The sequence below is a fragment of the Rhodospirillum sp. A1_3_36 genome (genome assembly GCF_047263945.1).
Taxonomy (GTDB): Bacteria; Pseudomonadota; Alphaproteobacteria; order Rhodospirillales; family Rhodospirillaceae; genus Rhodospirillum.
The window spans coordinates 114,945-132,842 of record NZ_JBLAVB010000002.1 but is presented as its reverse complement, the minus strand read 5'-3'; the positions used below and the strand labels follow the sequence as shown (position 1 = coordinate 132,842).

Sequence of the window (17,898 nt, the reverse complement as noted above, 5' to 3'; positions counted from 1 at the left end):
CTTCCGGGGGGACGCGGCCAAGCCGGATCCCGCCGGTTTCGGCGGGGCGCGGGGCGACGTCCGCAGGGAGGGCGGCGGACAGGGAGCTTGTTCATACGGTCGAATTTGGCGGAAAACAAGCGAAAAAAAGCACATTGTACGCAAATGTTTACTAAATATGTCCTTTGTCCCCATTTCTACGGGTGACTTTACGGTGAGACTCCTTGGTTGGGGGATTAAATAGTAAGCAAATCTGTCCTAATGGACTGGCGGGGCGGAGATGCGGGGTTGTGTCTCGGTGTTCTTGTGTCATGCCATTGTAAACGATCATTTTTCCCGGGGCAGTCGTCCTTGATGGCGCGGAAATCTCACTGGTGCCGGGAGTCGCGCTGGTGGTATAACGTTGTCATCCTTATCGGCGTCGGGGTTTTCGCGGTGACCTTTCTGCATATAGTCGTTCTGGCGCTGGTCCAGGGCATAACGGAATTTCTCCCTATCAGTTCCTCTGGTCACCTCGTTCTGGTGCCTCTTCTGACGGAATGGCCCGATCAGGGCATGTCCATGGATGTCGCGGTGCATATGGGCACGCTGTTGGCCGTGCTGATCTATTTTTGGCGCGACGTCTGGCACATGCTGCGGGGCACGGGTCGGTTGCTGAAGAAAAAGCGAGACCCCGGCGCGGCGCTGACGGGCCGGGTTATCGTCGGAACTATTCCTGTGGTCATCGTCGGCTATCTGATGAGCCGCTACATGGACATGGATGCCCTGCGGACGTTGGAGGTCATTGGCTGGACGACCCTGGTCTATGGCATCCTGCTGTGGGTCGCCGATCGTATGAGTATGACGGTGAAGCGGGTCGAGCATATGGGGAATGTCGACGCCCTGATTATCGGTCTGATGCAGTGTTTGGCTTTGGTGCCGGGAACCAGCCGATCGGGGATCACCATGACTGCGGCGCGCATGCTGGGCTATGAACGCTCTGAAGCGGCGCGCTTCTCCATGCTCCTCTCCATGCCAACGATCGCCGCTGCGGGGGCCTTGATCACGAAGGACTTGATCGAGGCCGGGAACATCCGTTTGACCGAACAGGCCGCTATCGCTGCGGGGCTCTCCTTCGTCTCGGCCCTGGTGGCCATCTGGCTGATGATGGGCTGGCTGAAGCATTCCGGCTTCATGCCCTTTGTGATCTACCGAATTATTTTGGGCTGTTTCCTGCTCGCCCTTGCCTATGGCGGTCCGGCCTTCTGGCCGTTTTAAGCAAGAATCTCGGATGGCAGTCCAGGTCATGGATATCCGTGATTTGGTGGGAGGGGACGGTTTAATCTGAGGTGTTGGAGCGGAAACGGCTCCGATAGCTGGAGGGAGGCAATCCGAAGGCGGTTAGGAAATGTTTCCGGAAATTCGTGGCGGTCCCGAATCCGCTATCGGATGCAATGACCTTTATGGGACGTTTTGTTTCCTCCAATAAATCCCGTGCATAGTCCAGGCGGACCCTTTGGAGCCAGGCGCCTGGGGCCAGTCCGGTCGCGGCCCGGATGCGGCGATGAACGCTGCGGACGCTGATGCGGGCTTCACGGGCCATTCGGTCGATGGTCCATTGGTCGCCGGGGCAGGTCCGGATGGTATCCAGCAGCGCCGAAATCCCCTTGCCGGAGGACGGCGGGACTGGTCTTTCGACAAACTGTGATTGTCCGCCGTCGCGATGGGCGGGAATCACCAGCCGCCGGGCAACACTGTTGGCGGCCTTCGCACCAAAATCCTGGCGTACGACATGAAGGCACAAATCAAGCCCGGCCGCGCTTCCGGCGGAGGTCAGAAGGCCGGTGTCTTCGACATAGAGGGCCTGCTGTTCGACCTCGATCTCTGGGTAGGTGCTGGCGAACCACGCGAGGTGGTGCCAATGCGTCGTGGCTCGTTTTCCCCGAAGCAGGCCACTTTGCGCGAGCACGAAGGCGCCGCCACAAATGGACACAATCCGACATCCCCGGGTATGGGCCGCACGCAGGGCTTCAAGAAGGGGGGCGGGAGCCTTGGCTGTGGGGGCTTTCCAGCCAGGGATCAGGATTGTGTCGGCGTCGCGGAGCAGCTCCAGACCTCCGTCCGCGTGAACCTCGATGCCTCCGGTGCCTCGAAGCGGTCCTGGTTCGGCGGCGGCGGTCAGGCACCGATACCAATTTGACCCCATTTCCGGTCGCGTCAGTCCGAAAACCTCGAAGGCGCACCCGAATTCAAAAAGGAGGAGACCATCGTAGACAATGAGGACGACGAGCGGTTGGGAGGATTTTGGCATGATCCTTATGATAATGGCCATTTCTGCCACTCGCAATAGGGCGCTGTTCCCGAGTAGCTTTGATCCATTCGGTCGCCCCGCGTTTTTGCGGTGGCACTCTAAAGTCCATACAATGAGAGTGAAACGGCGCCAGCTTGACTCAAGCGGATCCAGTTTCACTCTAGGCTTTGAAGAGGACAAAGCGGTGAGATTGATTGGTATGCTCGATTCGCCCTACGTGCGCAGGGTGGCAATTTCGTTGCGAATTCAAGACATTGCATTTTCGCATGAGAGTTTGTCGGTTTTTTCCGACTTCGACGCCTTTGCGTCGATCAATCCGGTGGTGAAATCTCCCAGCTTTGTCACGGATGACGGAACCGTGCTGATGGATTCCAGCCTGATCCTTGAATTTGCCGAACGGCTTGGCGGCCTGTCATCTAGCCTTGTGCCAAAAGACCTGCGGGAGCACGCGCGGGCCCAACGGATCATTGGCCTCGCGCTCGCCGCCTGCGAGAAGACGGTTCAGATTGTCTATGAGCACAATTTTCGGCCATCTGAAAAACGGCACGGACCTTGGCTGGATCGGGTCCAAGGCCAGTTGCTTTCGGCTTATGGGTTGTTGGAGAAGGAGGTTTTGCGCGCGGATCCCTGGCTGTTCGCAGATCGCCTGCTTCAGGCGGATATCACCAGTGCCGTTGCCTTCCGATTCACCTGCGAGATGTTACCGCATATCCTGGATAGGCAGACCTATCCGGCGCTGTCCGGCCTTTCTCGGCGCGCCGAGGAGAGCGAGGCCTTTCGGGCTTATCCGTTCCGATAAACAAACGAAAGTGCGACTTTGTCTTTCAGATAAACCGCCCTTAATGGGCATGTTCGTGATCTGCCAACTCTTCCGGAGGGTGGCTATGGTCGTGGGGCTTCAAGTCATGATTGGCATGTTCGTGGTCGTGCTTGTGGGAGCTATCCGAACCATGGTCGTGCGGATGGCTGTGCTGGTGTCCATGGGGGTGTGCATGTCGATGAATGTGCTCATGCGCATGTGTCGTTCCATCGGCATGGCTGTGTTCATGCCGATGGACATGGGCATGACCGTGCTCGTGATTGTGTTTGTGCTCATGGTGTCCCATCGTGTTCTCCCCAGATATATGGCCCATTTCTGGGCCACTTCTCCTCGAATCTGTGGCCCAGAAATGGGCCACAGCGCACCAGGATACAAGAAGAGGCCTTCGAAGGATCGCGTTTAAACTTTTAACCCGCTTTGGACAGACTCCGGAAGGCTGTCTTGAACGCGTCCAGCTCCGCACTGCTTTCGAAATAGACATCCAGGGATTTTTTGCGCAGATCGTCTGACATGCCGACGACGCGCACGTCGAACGGCTCCTTGCAAAGGGACTCGCACAATTCCTCAATTCGGCTAATGGAATGGTTGGTGGTAATGCGGACACCGTGGTGGAAAGACATGGGCTTGAGCCTCCAACTCGAAAATTTGGAAAAGATCCATCTGTCTCGTTGATATTCGCTCTTCGTCGGGCGTCGTCAAGGGACTGTTGGGTGACTTGCTCGGCAGATCATCCCTTGATACCGCTAATCTATGTATTCTGTCGATTTATACCCCTTGGTGCGCTCGCTCCTTTCGCCACAGGGGCTTCAAAGTGAAGTCCATAAGGCCCTCGGCTGTGGCGGTTGGGTCATCGAGCAGGGGGGCGAGGCTCGCGGGGTCGGGAACGGATTTTGGCGGGGGAAAGGGCAGGTCTTTCGCCAGGTCGTAAATACCGATGACATGGTCCCGGGGCGTGCCGAGAAAGGGGCCGTAGGCGCAGAGTTTATCCATGAAATGGGGCCGGAGCACCGATGCGTAGCGCTCCGCTGTGGCCTGATTCAGGCTGCCTTCGATTTCGTAGTCGATGAGCTGGTGGTCGCACAGGGTACGTTGGGAATAGACCCGCCGAATACCGAACCGGGTGTGGTGGTCATGGGCCGGGGTGCCCATTTCCAATACGAAATGCCCGGCTACGGTCGCGTCAATATGGTCCTGATTGGCATGAAGGAAGGTCAGAGTCTCCTCCACCTCCTCCCGCGTTTCACTGGGAAAGCCGACGATGAGGAAGACGTGATTGCGGATCCCTGCCTTGGAGGCCATGGCCAGCGTGCGGGCAGAGCCCGCCGCATCATTGCCCTTGTCCATCATCTTCAGGACTCGTTCCGAACCCGATTCCATGCCCCAGTAGATGCAGAGGCACCCGGCCTTCCGCATCAGCGCCAGGATCTCCTCGTCGAAGTCGTTGGTGGGTTTGGCCAGCGCGTAGAAGCGGATATCCAGGCCTCGGGCGAGGATCTCCTCGCTGATCTTCTTGAAGCGCTTGGCCGAGATCATTTCGTCAACGAACGTGAAGTGGCGCACGCCGTTCTTGGCGTGGTGTTCCAATTCGTCGATCAATCGCTCGATGGATTGGGTCTTGTAGGAATTGGCGTAGGAGGCGAAGTGGTTGCAGAAGGTGCAGCGCCGCCAATAGCACCCTCGGGAGCTGAGCACCGGATAGACCGGCACCGGCGCCAGATAGGCAGCGTGGTCCAGGTCGGAGAAATCGGCGAAGGGCAGGTCCTCCTGCTTTACGGCGAAGGTGTTCGGGACCCGGCTGATGGTGTCGTCATCCTGGTGCAGGACGACGCCGGGCACCAGGGAGAGGTCGGCGCCGTCGCGTTTGGCCTCCAGGAAGGCCAGGAATGCGGCCTCGCCCTCGTTGAGGATGAGCGCATCGACGAAGGGCTCGGCGACGAACCCTTCCAGGTTGCTTTCCTTGAAGAACCCTCCCCCGAAGACGATGGTGAGGTCCGGTCGCAGGGCTTTCAAGACGCGGGCGCATTGGGTGGAAAAGGCCAGTTGGTCGGTGAAGGTGATGGAAAAGCCCACCACGGCAGGCCGGGCGGTCAGGATGTGCTTTGCGTAGGCGGCCACCCACCAGGGCACCGGACCTTGCCGATGGGAGGCTTTGGCCAATTGGCTTTTGAAGACCCGCTCGGTGAGGGAAAAGCCCAGGACCATGTCCGGTGAGATACGTTTGTAGGTTTCCAGGTCGGCATAGGCCGGGTCGTTGCGCTCCATCAGGGAGAAGGCCGCATCCATGGCTTCCCGTCCTTCGAAGTCAAAGGCGGTTTCGCCCCGACGCAGGGCGCCGACAACCCGTTGGAAATGGGCCGCGTTCAGGTCGGCCACCGTGCAGGAAAACGCCCCCATGGCCTCGACATAGCCCTTGATGGAGGCCACCCCCAGGGGGATGGCCGGTTGAACGCCGACGCCATTGACCAGAACGGCCCGCTTGGGGTCCAGGGGGGCTGTGGTGTCGTCATCCTCGCCTTCTGCCACAGAGGAACCCAGGGAAGGAAGATCGGTGGGGAACCAAAAATCCAGATGGTCGCCGGTAAACCCTGGGATCAGCTTGTCTGCCTGAGTCCGGATTTCGAGCGCTTCGGCCTCCCGGCCCAGGGCGTGGAGGCAGCAGATCACGCCTTCCCGAGCGCTGGCCAGGCGCGGGGCCAGGGCAGAGGCCTCTTGGTAGAGGGGGAGGGCTTCGGCATGGCGCCCTTGGGTGGTTAGAGCTTGTCCGGCGCGAACCAGGGCCTCGGGTGCTTTGGCTCCGGCCTTGGCGGCAAGGGTGCGCAAGGCGGTTACGGCTTCGTCTACGGCGCCCCGGCGGGTGAGCACGCCTGCAGCAAGACGCAGGCAGTCATAGTGACTGGGGAAGCGGGCCAGCAGGGTCCGGGCCTCCCGTTCGGCTTCCGCGATCCGCCCCAGGTCCAGCAGGCTGTCAAGCAGGACGGCGAGGCTGGGAGCGAAGTCCGGGCGGAGCGCCAAGGTGGCTCGGGCTGCGGGGATGGCCTCCTCCCACCGGCCCCCCTGGCGCAGGGCGGCGGCCCGCAGAACCAGGGCGTCCAGGGATTTGGGGTCGTTGGCCAGGGCCTTTTCCGCCTGGGTCACGGCGCCGTCCCAATCCCGGTCGCCCATCAGGGCCTGGGCCATGAACAGATGGGTGACGGCGCGCTCTGGCGGTGATTTGGGCTTCTTGCCCAGTTTTACGCCCGGATTCCGTCGCTGGACCAGGGTCCAGGCGGTGTCCTCCGCCGCCGACAGGCGATTGGCCTGAACGCATTGGGCGATATGGCGGGACAGGGCCGCGTCATCTGCCGTTTTGAGGTTCAGCGGCGCAGGCCGGGGAGCGTGGTGAAGGGCGACCTCGGGCACGTCGGACAGCAGTTTCACCGGCGCCCGGCCGCGGGCTGCGGTGGGGGAAAGGGGGCGGGCGGCAGATAGGGCGCTGCTCATGAACGGGCCTCGTCAGGAAGGGAGGGAGACGGGATCCAAAACCCCGCCTTGCCTGGGTTCAAGGTAAGCGGGAGAGCGACCGACAGCAAGACCGGGAGGCCTTGAGGATACCGCCAAAATGGGAAGGGCTTATCTGGCCCGCTGCAAGCGGGCGGCGGCCTGGAAGTCGGCTCGGACCATGGCCGGAGTCCGGACCAGGCACCATTGGCCCCTGGCTTGACGAGTCCGGCAGATCTTGCGGGCGGTGGCGCCATCGAGCCCGCCCACATAGGCTTTCCAACGGATCGCACCGCCCCCGGGTTGGGGCATGGTGAAGGCCATGCCCCCATATCGCCGGGTCCCTTCTTCCGCGATGGCGGCGGAGCGTCCCCGGTTGCGATTGATGCCCAGGTCCACGGCATAACCAGCAACGCCGCTGCCACAAATGGGGGTCCGGTTGGTATTGTCGGCGACGGGGGGATCCGGGCTGGTGGTGTCGGGGGCGATGCCGTCGAGGAAGCGGGTTTTTTCCGTCAGCTTTTCGGCGAACCCGTCATTCAAAAGCCTGACCATCCGATTGGTTCGGGTGGTTCCCGTGGGGTTCCCAAGGATGACGCCGACCATGCGGCGGTTCTGATGCGTGGCCGAGGCGACCAGATTGTACCCCGAGGCACAGGTGAAGCCCGTCTTCAGCCCATCGGCGCCGGGATAGCGGGTCAAGATGGCGTTGTGGCCCGATTGGGGTGTCCCCTTGAAGGTATAGTCGGTGAGGGAAAAGAACCGGTAGAACCCCGGGAACTTATCGAGCAGGGCGAGGGCCAGGACGGCCATGTCCCGGGCGGTGGTATATTGCTCCTCCAGCGGAGCGGGCAGGCCGGAGGCGGTGGCAAAGCGGGTTCGGCTCATGCCCAGGCGCTGGGCGGTTTCGGTCATCCGTTCGGCGAAGGCCTCTTCGGATCCGCCGATGTTCTCCGCAACCATGACCGCAACGTCATTCGCCGACCGCCCCAACAGGGCTTTGATGGCTTCCCTGACAGGCACCAATTCGCCGATCTTCAGGCCAATGCGGACGGGTGCGGCTGCCACGGCAGTTTCCGTAGCGATGAAATCGTCGGTCATGCGCAGGCGCCCCTGGGACAACTCCTCGAAAACGATATAGGCGGTCATCATCTTGGTCAGGGAGGCCGGAGGAACCCGACGGTTGGGGTGGGTGGCTTGGACCACTGCCCCCAAGGTGCCGTCGACGACGATGGAGGTCTCCAGCGCTTGAGCGGGATGAGCGCTCAAGGTCGGAAGCAGGGGAAGGGGAGCGATGAGGAGAAGGGCCGCGAAAAAGGGGCGTCGAAGGGTCACGACTGGGGCTTTCGGGCCAAGGGGTGGGCGGCCTTCACCAAGCGCGTCAACCGCTCGTCGAGCACGTGGGTATAGATCTGGGTGGTGGTGATATCGGCGTGACCCAGCAGCGCCTGGACACCGCGCAGGTCCGCCCCATGGGCCAGCATATGGCTGGCGAAGGAATGGCGCAGCACATGGGGGCTGACCACTTGTGGATCCAGTCCGGCCCGAAGGGCCATGTCCTTCAGCTCTTTAGCGAAGCCGTCTCGGGTTAAGTGACCTTCCAGTGCGGTGGAGGGGAAGAGAAAGCGCTCGGCCCGGCGCCGGGCCGACCCTTTGGCGGGCAAACTGTCGGCCCGGACAGCCAGCCAGTTGCGAATGGCGAGGCGGGCGGGTTCGCCCAGGGGAACCAGGCGTTCCTTGTCTCCCTTGCCCCGCACCAACAGCATCTCCGGATCCCGGGCGACGGCGCCAAAGGGAAGGGACACCAGTTCGGACACCCGAAGGCCCGTGGAATAGAGAATTTCGAGCAAGGCGGCCCCCCGGAGGCCCTTGTTTCCTTCCGGCGTTCGCGCGGCGGTGAGGAGGGCGGAGACCTCGGCTTCGGTCAGGACCTTGGGCAGGGGGCGACCCCGCCGGGGGGAGTCCAGCCCCAGGGTCGGATCATCGGGACGGCGACCTTCGGCCATGAGGAAGCCGTGGAATTGGCGCAAACAGGACAGGTGCCTTGCCTGGGTTCGCGGGGACAGGCCCGCAGCCCCTAGCGTGGCGATATAGGAGCGGACCATGTCTCTGGGGGCGGTTCGGCCATCGGCCCCCTTGGATCGCAGGAAGGCTCCGTAGTCCCGCAGGTCCCGGCCATAGGCCTCAATCGTCAGGCGCGCGGCTCCCCGCTCCACCAGCATCATTTCCAGGAAGGCTTCCGCATCCAACGCGAAACCCGGTGAGGGGCGTTCCGGGAGAGGGGGGGGGCCGTCTCTCCCCTCGCTTGCGACTGGGGCCTGTTCGGCGGGCGTCATGGGGGTTACTCCATCCGGATGGCGAGGGCTTCCAAGACCAGGGTGGCCGAGGCGTCGGCGAGGCCCACGGCATCCAGGGCGTGGGTGGCTTCGTCCAGGATGATCCAATTGGCCTGGGCCGGTCCGCCCGCAGCGCCCAGGGCCGTCAAGGCCAACAGCGCGGTCTCCGCCGTGGCCCGGCGCGAGGCGGCCAGGGACAGACGCTCCAGGGGAATACTTGGGCCGGGAGTAAAGGGTTGGGTCACAGTCTCGGTCAGGGGAATGGTGTCGGTGGTTACCCGGTGGTTTGCGACCCGGTCCATGGTCCAGAGGGCGCGGATCGCGGCCGGAGCCTCGGCGCTGTCCCGCTCGTGGGTTTGCAGGAGGCGCAACCAGGCGGCGCCGGACCGACCGTCCCCGGCACCGTAGAGGGCGCGGGCGAGGGCCGGGGCCTGGGGCAGGGCTGTGTCCAGGACCGGAATTTCCCGCAGCAGAGGCAGATAGACGCGCGCTTGGGTCAGATAGAGGGTCGGTGCCTTGGACCGGACGTATTCCAGGACTTTGGCCAGGGCCTCCATTCGCTGAGGGGGGGCGGCGGTGTCTCGGACTATCTGAAAGGCGAGCGCCCGGGACAGGGGGGTGTTGTCCGCCAGAACGGCGTCCAGGGGACGGGCCTTCTCTGCCCCTTCGAAGGGGGTGTCGCCATACATGTAGCGCAGGGCGTCCGGGGGCAGGGCGCCGTTGGCCTCGGCCCGTTCTCCCCCTTCCAGGCGTTGCGCGGGGTCTGCGGGACCGGAAAGGGCAACGGCCCGGTCAAGCCAGGGTTCGGCGTTTGCCAGGATGCCTTTCGGGAAGGGCTCTTTGGCAGCCCGATAGAGGGTGACGGTCAGGGCGTCCAGGGGCTTTGGCGGGGGGGGCTTGCCCTGGGACAGGCCGCCCAGCCGTTCGGCCAGAACCAGGAAAGCGCCATCGGCCTGGCCCAGTTCGCGCAGCATGTCCATGCCCAGGGATGCGGCGTCGGTTTGACCTGCCTCCACCTGACAGAAAACCTGGGCGCGGAGGAAGAGGGGGTTCGTGCCCTTCGCGTTTCCCGTCGCGGCGTCATCGCAGGCGCCCTCGAAGTGGCTGAGCAGGAATTGCGCTTCCATGCGGCGCGCCCGCAGCCCATCGGTGATGACGTCGTCAGGGACCCGGGCGAGCATGTCGGACAGGTCGTTCTGCAGACCCATTTTGAACAGGGCGTCGGCTCGGGCGGGCATCAGGGCGCCGTTCGTCTCCCCATTGGCACTCACAGGGGGGGTGGCGGTGGTCAGAAGGACGCGCCGGGCCAGGGCGGTCATGGCCCGGGACGGTGTTCCAATGGGCAGGGCCTGCACCAGGGCAAGGGCATCGGCCATGGACGTCCCCGCCCACATGTCCGTTCCCAGGCCCCCGGCTCGTCCATCGAGCAGGCCATAGCCATCGGCGTTCAGGATTCCCAGGCTTTGGGACACGATTCCTGAGTCACCCACCGTTGCGGGGCCGAAGCTGGGGGGCGAGGGGGCGGGGAGTGTGCCGCCGCTGGATGGGGGCAGGTCACCGAACAGGCGTATGGGCCCTTCCTGAGCCGCTGCGGGGGCGGTGCTCAAGGATCCCATGGCCAGCGAGACAACAAGGGCCAAAGGGAGAAGAGCTGCCCTATCGGAAACGGTCATTGGGGATCACCTTTTCCACGGTGTGGGTGGTCGGTGTGTTGTCCAGGCCCGCTACCATGACGCCCAGGCCGATGGCCGCGAGAACGATAAGGACGAGTAGCAGGCGCACGAGAATTCGCATGGGGACACTGATCCTGACTTGGTCTGATCTGGTTTTGGCGGACGGGGCATCTTGGTCGACACTCCCCTGACGTTCGGTCACGAAAATCGATCTGATAGGAGCAGAGTACAACAAATCAACGGAGCAATCCGGTCCAGACGGAGCAATCCGGCCCAGATTGAGTGGATTTTGCGCGTCCCTGCCGTTGCAGCGGAGTCTTTGCCCCTACCGAAACGCATTCAAACATTGTATTTAGTCTCGACCATGGCGAGACAAAGGCAGTGTACTGGCTCCCCCCCGGGCGATCAACGGCGCCCGTTGGCTTTCCTCACGGGTTCGACCCGGGGAAATCCGCGAGAGGGGACCGAAGGGGAAAAGAGACAATGATCCGGCGAGAGGATCGGGCCAACCATTCGGTGGCCCTGCCCCGGACCCTGGTTCTGGTGGGATTGATGGGGGCGGGAAAAACATCCGTCGGTCGCCGTCTGGCCCAGGAGTTGGGGGTGAATTTTGTGGACGCGGATACGGAGATCGAGGCTGCGGCCCAGCTTTCCGTGAATGAAATCTTCGCGACCTATGGGGAAGGGGAATTCCGCGCCCTGGAACGGCGGGTCATGGCCCGCCTGGTGTCCGGAGCCCCCCAGGTGGTCGCCGCAGGCGGTGGCGCCTTCATGGCGGAGGATACCCGCGCGCTGATCCGGCAGAGAGCCCTGTCCCTATGGCTGCGGGCTGACCTGGATTTGCTGCTGGCCCGCACCCGGGGCCGTCACCACCGCCCTCTGTTGAATACGCCTGATCCCCGGGCGGCGTTGGCGGCGCTGGCGGAGAAACGCTATCCGACCTATGCCACAGCAGATATGACCGTCGATACCGTCGACGAGGGGCCGGAGGTCACAGCGGCCCGTGCCCTGGAGGCCCTCGCCAGTCACATCGCCCACCATCCGGAGATCGCACCTTGCGCACCCTGACCGTTTCCCTTGCCGACCGGAGCTATCCCATCCATATCGGCGTGGGGCTGGTGGAGCGGGCCGGTGCCTTGATCGCACCCGTCCTGAAGCGGCCCCGGGTCTTCATCGTCACTGACGAGACCGTGGGAGGCCTGTATCTGGAGAGCCTTCTGAAAAGCCTGGACACGGCGGGTATCCGCCATGACCACGTGGTTCTGCCCGCAGGGGAGGGCACCAAGAGCTTTGCCCAGTTGGAGGCCCTGCTCGAGACCCTCTTGGCCGCTCGGGTGGAGCGATCCACCACCCTGGTGGCCCTTGGCGGAGGCGTGATCGGTGACTTGACCGGCTTCGCTGCGGCCATCCTGCTGCGGGGCGTTGATTTCGTGCAGATCCCTACGACCCTCTTGTCCCAAGTGGACAGCAGTGTGGGGGGAAAGACGGGAATCAATACCCGGCACGGCAAGAATCTGGTGGGGGCCTTCCACCAGCCCCGGCTCGTCCTGGCCGACACCACAGTGCTCGACAGTCTACCCCGGCGACAACTGTTGGCGGGCTACGCCGAAGTGGTGAAATATGGCGTGATCGATGATCCGGCCTTTTTCGGTTGGCTCGAAAAGCACGGCCCGGAGCTGTTGGACGGTGACGCCAAGGCGCGCATCCATGCCATTTCCACCGCTTGCGAGGCCAAGGCCCGGGTCGTGGCGGAGGACGAGCGGGAATCCGGCTGTCGCGCCCTGCTCAACCTGGGTCATACCTTCGGCCATGCCTTCGAAGCGGAGACGGGCTATGGTGCCAGTCTTCACAATGGGGAGGCCACCCTCCTCCATGGGGAGGCGGTGGCTATGGGGATGGTCCTTGCCCTCGACCTGTCCGTGATGATTGGCGTCTGCCCACCCGAAGATGCCGCCCGTCTGCGTGCCCACATGGAAGCCGTTGGCTTGATCGTCGATCCCCGGCAGCTGCCCGGTGCGCCTGATTGGGATGTGGAACGGCTGTTGGAGCACATGGGCCACGATAAGAAAGTGCTGGACGGCCGGGTGACCTATGTCCTGGCCAGGGGTATTGGTCAGGCCTACCTTTGCCGGGATACGGATCCCGGGCGTGTGCGTGCCGCGATGACCGAGGCGGTGACCGAGAGAACTCCGGCGCCATGACCGGTTTTGCTCCCCATCCGTCTCTTCGCCCTCCTCTCCCCTCCATCTAACCGAACGAACCCGCCACCATGACCGCCGCTCTGATCGCTATTTTCTTCCTGATCCTTCTCTCCGGCCTGTTTTCCGGGTCAGAGACGGCGCTCACCGCAGCCTCGCGACCGTTCATGCATGAATTGGAGCGGGATGGGAATCCGCGGGCTTCCGTGGTGAACCGGTTGTTGCGCAGTCGGGAGCGGTTGATCGGTACCATCCTTCTCGGCAACAATTTGGTGAACATCCTGGCGTCGTCCATCGCCACCAGCCTGTTTATCACCTGGTTCGGCGATACGGGGGTGGTCTATGCCACCCTGGCGATGACCGTGATTGTCCTGATCTTTGCGGAAATCCTGCCCAAGACCTATGCGCTGACCCACACCCATGCCGTAGCCCTGGCCGTTGCGCCGATCATGTCGGCTCTGACTTGGCTGTTCAATCCCATCACCTTTGTGATCCAGGCCGTCGTGCAGTTGGTGCTGCGGATCTTCCGTCAGGGATCCATGCGCGAGACCACGGCGGCGACGGCCTTGTCGGAACTGCGTGGCGCCATCGAGCTGCACACGGCGGATAGCCCCGACGAGACCGTGCGTCACGAGCGGGCCATGCTGCGCAGTATTCTCGACCTGGGGGACGTGGAGCTCTCGGACATCTTGGTGCACCGCTCCAATCTTGCCTCCATCGATGCGGACCTGAGCACCAGTGAGATTGTCGAGCAGGTTCTGAGCAGTCCCTATACCCGCATCCCCCTCTGGCGGGAGCGCAAGGACAATATCGTCGGTGTTCTCCACGCCAAGGCGCTGTTGCGCGCCGTTCAGGCCCATACGGGAAGCCTGGACAGCCTGGATGTGCGGGCCATCGCCGCAGACCCCTGGTTCGTGCCGGATACCACGACCTTGCTGGATCAACTCCAGGCCTTTCGCCAGCGGCGGGAGCATTTCTCTCTGGTGGTGGATGAATACGGCAGTCTGCAGGGCATCGTGACGCTGGAGGATATTCTGGAGGAGATCGTCGGCGATATCGCAGACGAGCATGACATCGCCGTTGCCGGGGTGCGCGCCCAGGGGGATGGCAGCTATCTGGTCAACGGAGAGGTCACCATCCGCGACCTGAACCGGGAGTTTGAATGGGACTTGCCCGACGAGGAGGCTGCGACCATCGCCGGTCTGGTGATCATGGAAAGTCGGACAATTCCCCAGGTCGGGCAGAGCTTCCGGTTCCACGGCTTCACCTTCGAGGTGGTGAAGCGGGTGCGCAACCGGGTCTCCCAGCTCAAGGTCGTTCCGGATCCGGATGGCGCCAGCGAGCAATGGCATGATCCAGAAATTTAGGCTGTCGTGACGAATACCCTCTTTTAGCCAGAGCATGATCGCGGCCCGTTTCACTCTGGTGATCTGGATTTCAGTGTATTTTGAAATTCATGCCGTGAATTCAAAGGTGTTCGTCATGCCCGTGAAAACGGGCATCCAGGGTTGATTTCTCTGGTATTGGCGCTTTGCGCGTCAGGATGCGTCAATCGCCGCCGCTGGTTCTTCCCACACTGGATTCCCGCGTACGCGGGAATGACGACGAAGTTAGTGAAATAATGAGAGTTATTTCAGGTCGGGCTCTAAACCAGGGCGAGTTTCTCGCCGGCCTCGATTAATACACGCCGATAGCTGTCGTAATTGATCCGCGCATCGTCCTTGGGCGCCACGATACACACCGTAGCGACACACCGCCGGGCGCTGTCCCGGACCGGCGCGGCGAAGCAATGGGTGAAGGTATCGACGATGCTGTCGAAGGAAAAAAAGCCGTTTGCGGAGGCCTCCCGGATCTCGTCAATAAAAGTCTTCGTATCCAGCCTTCGTCCGTCGGGCAGGGTGAAATCCTCCGGGGGGATGAGATCCAAAATCTCCGCATCGGACATCGGTCCCAGCAAGAGGCGTCCCGAGGCTGTCCAGGGGATGGGGGTCCGCTCGCCCACGTCGGCGCTGATACGGAAGGGACGACTGCCTTCGCGCATCAACGCCACCGTGTACTTGTTGCCGTCCAGCATGCAAAATTGGGAGGTTTCCTTGGTCTGGTCGGTGATCTCGTCGAGAACATCCTCCGCCCGCCGCGCCAGATCGAAATGATCCTGATAGGCGAGGCCGAGGAAATAGAGACGCCGCCCCAGATAGACGGCGCCCTCCTGGCCTGCGGCTTCAAGCATGCCGTGCTCGGTCAGGGTGGCGATCAGGTCATAGACGGTCGAGCGCGGAGCCCCCAGCGTCTGGGCGATTTCCGCCGGGCGCATGGGTTCCTTGACGGACCGCAGGAGGTCCAGGATGTCAAAGGCGCGGTCGATGCCCCGCGCCCTTTTCCGCTCGCTCTTTTCAATCACAGTCACGGTCGCGCCACCATTCCAACCTCGCCCAAGTTCCAGGCCCGGATCGCTGTTCGGCCCCCCCCTAAATCAGGGCTTGCGATAGGCGATACAATCCACTTCGACCTTGCAATCCACCACCATTCGCGACTGGACGCAAGCCCGGGCGGGGGGATGCTCGCCGAAGACGCTTTCAAATACGCCGTTGAAACTCCAGAAGTCCCGGGGATCGTCAAGCCAGACTCCCACGCGCATGATGTCCTCGACCCCGTAGCCCGCATCGGTGACGATCTTCAACATGTTCTCGATGGCGACCCGGGCTTGCTCGACGATCCCCTGGCCGACCACCTCGCCGTCACGCATGGGCGTCTGACCGGACACATAGAGCCAGCCATCGGCTTCCGTGGCCTTGGCGAAGGGAAGCGCCTTTTGGCCGTTGCCCTTGCTGTCTCCAACGCCGTGCCTCTTGATACTCATGGATCGGTCTCCTTTTTCCGATTCGATACAGCGCCGCCTGATGGCGACGGTCCTTCGGGCGTGCCGCGCGGACGCGGGCGCCATTTGACGCGCGAAAAGCGCTTCAACGTGTTGAAATCAGGTAAAATAGGTCGCTTTAGACCTAATGCGAATTGGCCAGGAATCCCTGAAGACGCTCGGTCTTGGGGGCACCGAAGATGGCCTCGGGCGGTCCCTCTTCGTGGATGCGCCCCTCGTGCATGAAAACGACCTTGCTCGAGACGTCCCGGGCGAAGCGCATCTCGTGGGTGACCAGAAGCATGGTCATGCCCTCGGCGGCCAGATCGCGGACCACCGACAGCACCTCGTTGACCAGTTCCGGATCCAGGGCGGAGGTCACCTCGTCGAACAGCATGAGCCGGGGAGCCATGGCGATGGCCCGGGCGATGGCCACGCGCTGCTGTTGTCCGCCCGACAACTGGCCGGGGTAGTGGTCCTTGCGGTCCAGCATGCCGACCCGGTCCAACCAGGTCTCGGCCAGGGCGTGGGCCTCGTCCTTCCCCATCCGCTTGGTCTTGATCAGGCCCAGCATGACGTTGCGCAGGGCGGTCATATGGGGAAACAGGTTGAACTGCTGGAAGGCCATGCCGGTCATGGCCCGTTGGCGGGCCACCTGCCGCTCGGGCAGGCGGCGCCGGACGCCGTTTTCCTCGCGATAGCCGATGGCCTCCCCGGCGATCTCGACGGTGCCCTGTTCGAACTCTTCGAGCAGGTTGACGCAGCGCAGAAGCGTGGTCTTGCCCGACCCGGAGGATCCGATCAGCGAGACCACGTCCCCCTTCTCCATGGACAGGTCGATCCCCTTGAGGACCTCCAGGGCGCCGAACCGCTTGTGCAAACCGGTAATTTTCAGAACGTTGCTCATGGGGACTCCATCAGGGCAGGGAAACGCGCCGTTCGACGCCGCGTCCCACCCGCTCGATCAAGAAGTTCAGAAGGAAGTAGACGAAGCCCGCGAAGAAATAGAATTCGAGGCTTAGATAGGTCCGGGAAATCACCTGCTGGGTGGCCAGCACGAATTCCACCACACCGATGACGGACAACAGGGTGGAGGCTTTGACGATCTCCGTGGCCGTGTTCACCCAGGTCGGCAGGATCTGGCGCAGGGCCTGGGGGATAAGGACCGACAGGAAGGTCTGCCCGAAGGTCAGGCCGATGGCCTTGGCTGCCTCGGTCTGTCCGCGCGGGATGGCGATCAGCGCCCCCCGGGTGATTTCTCCCACATGGGAGGAGCAGAACAGGGTCAGGGCGAAAACCCCGGCCTGGAAGGGCGTCAGATCCACTCCAACCACGGAGAGGATGTAGAAACAGGCCAGGATCAGCACGAAAACGGGGGTGCCGCGCAGGAAATCCGTATAAAGGCGGGCGATGAAGCGGACCAGCCCGTTGCCATAGGTCAGCGCCAGGCCGACCCCCAGACCGAGCCCCGTTCCCAGGACCACGGACAGGATGGAGATCAGAACCGTGCGCTCCAGCCCCTCCAGCAGGCTGTGCCGGGCGTTCCATAACTCGACGAGAAACTGGGAGATGTTCATGGCCTTGCCTCCTCAGCGCGGGATCGCGAGACGGCGTTCCAGGCGCCGCAACAGACCCGCGATCACGTAGCAGGTCAGGACGTAGATCAGCGAAACCACCATCCAGGTCTCGATGACCCGGAAGCTCTCGACATTGATCTTGCGGGCGTAGAAGGTCAGCTCCGGCACGGCAATGGTCGCCGCCAGGGAGGTGTCCTTGAACAGGGAAATGAAGTTGTTGGACAGGGAGGGCAGAACGTTGCGCAGCATCACCGGCACCACGATGGTGGCCTTGATTGTCAACTCCGTCAGTCCGATGGCCCGCCCGGCCTCCCATAGACCCCTGGGCACGGCGACCAATCCGGATCGGAAGACCTCCGTCAGATAGGCGCCGGCGTAGATCGAGAGGGTCAGGATGAAGGAGGGGATCTTGTCCAGGGCCACGCCCATCTGGGGCAAGGCGAAATAGGTAAACAGGATCAGGACCAGAATGGGCGTGTTGCGGATGGCCGAGACATAACCCGCCGCCAGCCAGCGTACCGCTCGGTAGTGGGAGAGCATGCCGAAGGCGCAGATAAGCCCGATGCCGCAGCCGATGGCGATGGAAACCAGGGCCAAGCCAAGCCCAAGGCCGAGACCTTGGGCGAGAAGGTCCCAATTCCGCCAGACGACGGCGAAGTTGAAATCGTAGTCCAAAGCTTATCCTCCGGTT

Annotated in this window: 18 protein-coding genes; 5 read left to right on the top strand and 13 right to left on the bottom strand. The window is 62.6% G+C overall.

All coding sequences use genetic code 11. The annotated features are described in order from the left end of the window. The first annotated feature begins 414 nt into the window (after positions 1–414). Positions 415–1,236 carry an undecaprenyl-diphosphate phosphatase gene (locus tag ACLIRY_RS05220; protein WP_413204775.1) on the top strand — a complete coding sequence of 274 codons (822 nt, stop codon included), beginning with the start codon at positions 415–417 and terminating at the stop codon, positions 1,234–1,236. Between the two features lie 61 nt (positions 1,237–1,297). Here the strand turns inward: ACLIRY_RS05220 and ftrA are convergent, their stop codons facing one another. Then, positions 1,298–2,269, bottom strand: coding sequence for a transcriptional regulator FtrA (ftrA, locus tag ACLIRY_RS05215; protein WP_413204304.1), 972 nt, complete (start codon positions 2,267–2,269; stop codon positions 1,298–1,300). A gap of 13 nt (positions 2,270–2,282) precedes the next feature. Here ftrA and ACLIRY_RS05210 point away from each other — a divergent pair, with 13 nt between their 5' ends. Next, entirely contained in the window at positions 2,283–3,068 is a 786-nt protein-coding gene (locus ACLIRY_RS05210; protein ID WP_413204303.1) for a glutathione S-transferase N-terminal domain-containing protein, read from the top strand. 99 nt (positions 3,069–3,167) lie between these two features. On the opposite strand, the gene ACLIRY_RS05205 is transcribed toward ACLIRY_RS05210, so the two are convergent. The 7 genes from ACLIRY_RS05205 to ACLIRY_RS05175 form a co-directional block, all read right to left on the bottom strand. Next, positions 3,168–3,365, bottom strand: a complete 198-nt coding sequence (locus tag ACLIRY_RS05205; protein ID WP_413204302.1) for a hypothetical protein — start codon at positions 3,363–3,365, stop codon at positions 3,168–3,170. Positions 3,366–3,496: 131 nt separating this feature from the next. Further along, on the bottom strand, positions 3,497–3,709 hold the full coding sequence (locus tag ACLIRY_RS05200) for a hypothetical protein (protein ID WP_413204301.1): 213 nt from the start codon (positions 3,707–3,709) through the stop codon (positions 3,497–3,499). A gap of 145 nt (positions 3,710–3,854) precedes the next feature. After that, complete coding sequence (locus ACLIRY_RS05195; protein WP_413204300.1) at positions 3,855–6,569, bottom strand: radical SAM protein; 2,715 nt, start codon at positions 6,567–6,569, stop codon at positions 3,855–3,857. 129 nt (positions 6,570–6,698) lie between these two features. After that, positions 6,699–7,901, bottom strand: a complete 1,203-nt coding sequence (locus ACLIRY_RS05190) for a D-alanyl-D-alanine carboxypeptidase family protein (RefSeq protein WP_413204299.1) — start codon at positions 7,899–7,901, stop codon at positions 6,699–6,701. Beyond that, a complete protein-coding gene (locus tag ACLIRY_RS05185; RefSeq protein WP_413204298.1) occupies positions 7,898–8,902 on the bottom strand; it encodes a site-specific tyrosine recombinase XerD in 1,005 nt (334 codons plus the stop codon). The genes ACLIRY_RS05190 and ACLIRY_RS05185 overlap by 4 nt, the downstream gene beginning before the upstream one ends. Before the next feature lie 5 nt (positions 8,903–8,907). Beyond that, complete coding sequence (locus tag ACLIRY_RS05180; protein ID WP_413204297.1) at positions 8,908–10,575, bottom strand: hypothetical protein; 1,668 nt, start codon at positions 10,573–10,575, stop codon at positions 8,908–8,910. Then, complete coding sequence (locus tag ACLIRY_RS05175) at positions 10,559–10,696, bottom strand: hypothetical protein (RefSeq protein WP_413204296.1); 138 nt, start codon at positions 10,694–10,696, stop codon at positions 10,559–10,561. The genes ACLIRY_RS05180 and ACLIRY_RS05175 overlap by 17 nt, the downstream gene beginning before the upstream one ends. Positions 10,697–11,058: 362 nt before the next feature. Between ACLIRY_RS05175 and ACLIRY_RS05170 the strand changes: the two genes are divergently transcribed. From ACLIRY_RS05170 to ACLIRY_RS05160, 3 genes are all read left to right on the top strand, one after another. Then, positions 11,059–11,643, top strand: coding sequence for a shikimate kinase (locus tag ACLIRY_RS05170; protein WP_413204295.1), 585 nt, complete (start codon positions 11,059–11,061; stop codon positions 11,641–11,643). Next, positions 11,631–12,776, top strand: a complete 1,146-nt coding sequence (aroB, locus tag ACLIRY_RS05165; RefSeq protein WP_413204294.1) for a 3-dehydroquinate synthase — start codon at positions 11,631–11,633, stop codon at positions 12,774–12,776. The genes ACLIRY_RS05170 and aroB overlap by 13 nt, the downstream gene beginning before the upstream one ends. Positions 12,777–12,844: 68 nt before the next feature. After that, positions 12,845–14,140, top strand: a complete 1,296-nt coding sequence (locus tag ACLIRY_RS05160; protein ID WP_413204293.1) for an HlyC/CorC family transporter — start codon at positions 12,845–12,847, stop codon at positions 14,138–14,140. A gap of 278 nt (positions 14,141–14,418) precedes the next feature. Here ACLIRY_RS05160 and ACLIRY_RS05155 read toward each other — a convergent pair whose 3' ends face one another. The 5 genes from ACLIRY_RS05155 to ACLIRY_RS05135 form a co-directional block, all read right to left on the bottom strand. Then, positions 14,419–15,180 carry an IclR family transcriptional regulator gene (locus tag ACLIRY_RS05155; RefSeq protein ID WP_413204292.1) on the bottom strand — a complete coding sequence of 254 codons (762 nt, stop codon included), beginning with the start codon at positions 15,178–15,180 and terminating at the stop codon, positions 14,419–14,421. Positions 15,181–15,246: 66 nt separating this feature from the next. Continuing rightward, on the bottom strand, positions 15,247–15,633 hold the full coding sequence (locus ACLIRY_RS05150) for a RidA family protein (RefSeq protein ID WP_413204291.1): 387 nt from the start codon (positions 15,631–15,633) through the stop codon (positions 15,247–15,249). 142 nt (positions 15,634–15,775) lie between these two features. After that, positions 15,776–16,537: an amino acid ABC transporter ATP-binding protein gene (locus tag ACLIRY_RS05145; RefSeq protein WP_413204290.1), complete on the bottom strand. Its 762-nt coding sequence runs from the start codon at positions 16,535–16,537 to the stop codon at positions 15,776–15,778. 10 nt (positions 16,538–16,547) lie between these two features. Continuing rightward, complete coding sequence (locus tag ACLIRY_RS05140; protein WP_413204289.1) at positions 16,548–17,207, bottom strand: amino acid ABC transporter permease; 660 nt, start codon at positions 17,205–17,207, stop codon at positions 16,548–16,550. Positions 17,208–17,219: 12 nt separating this feature from the next. After that, on the bottom strand, positions 17,220–17,882 hold the full coding sequence (locus ACLIRY_RS05135) for an amino acid ABC transporter permease (protein WP_413204288.1): 663 nt from the start codon (positions 17,880–17,882) through the stop codon (positions 17,220–17,222). Positions 17,883–17,898: the final 16 nt, after the last annotated feature.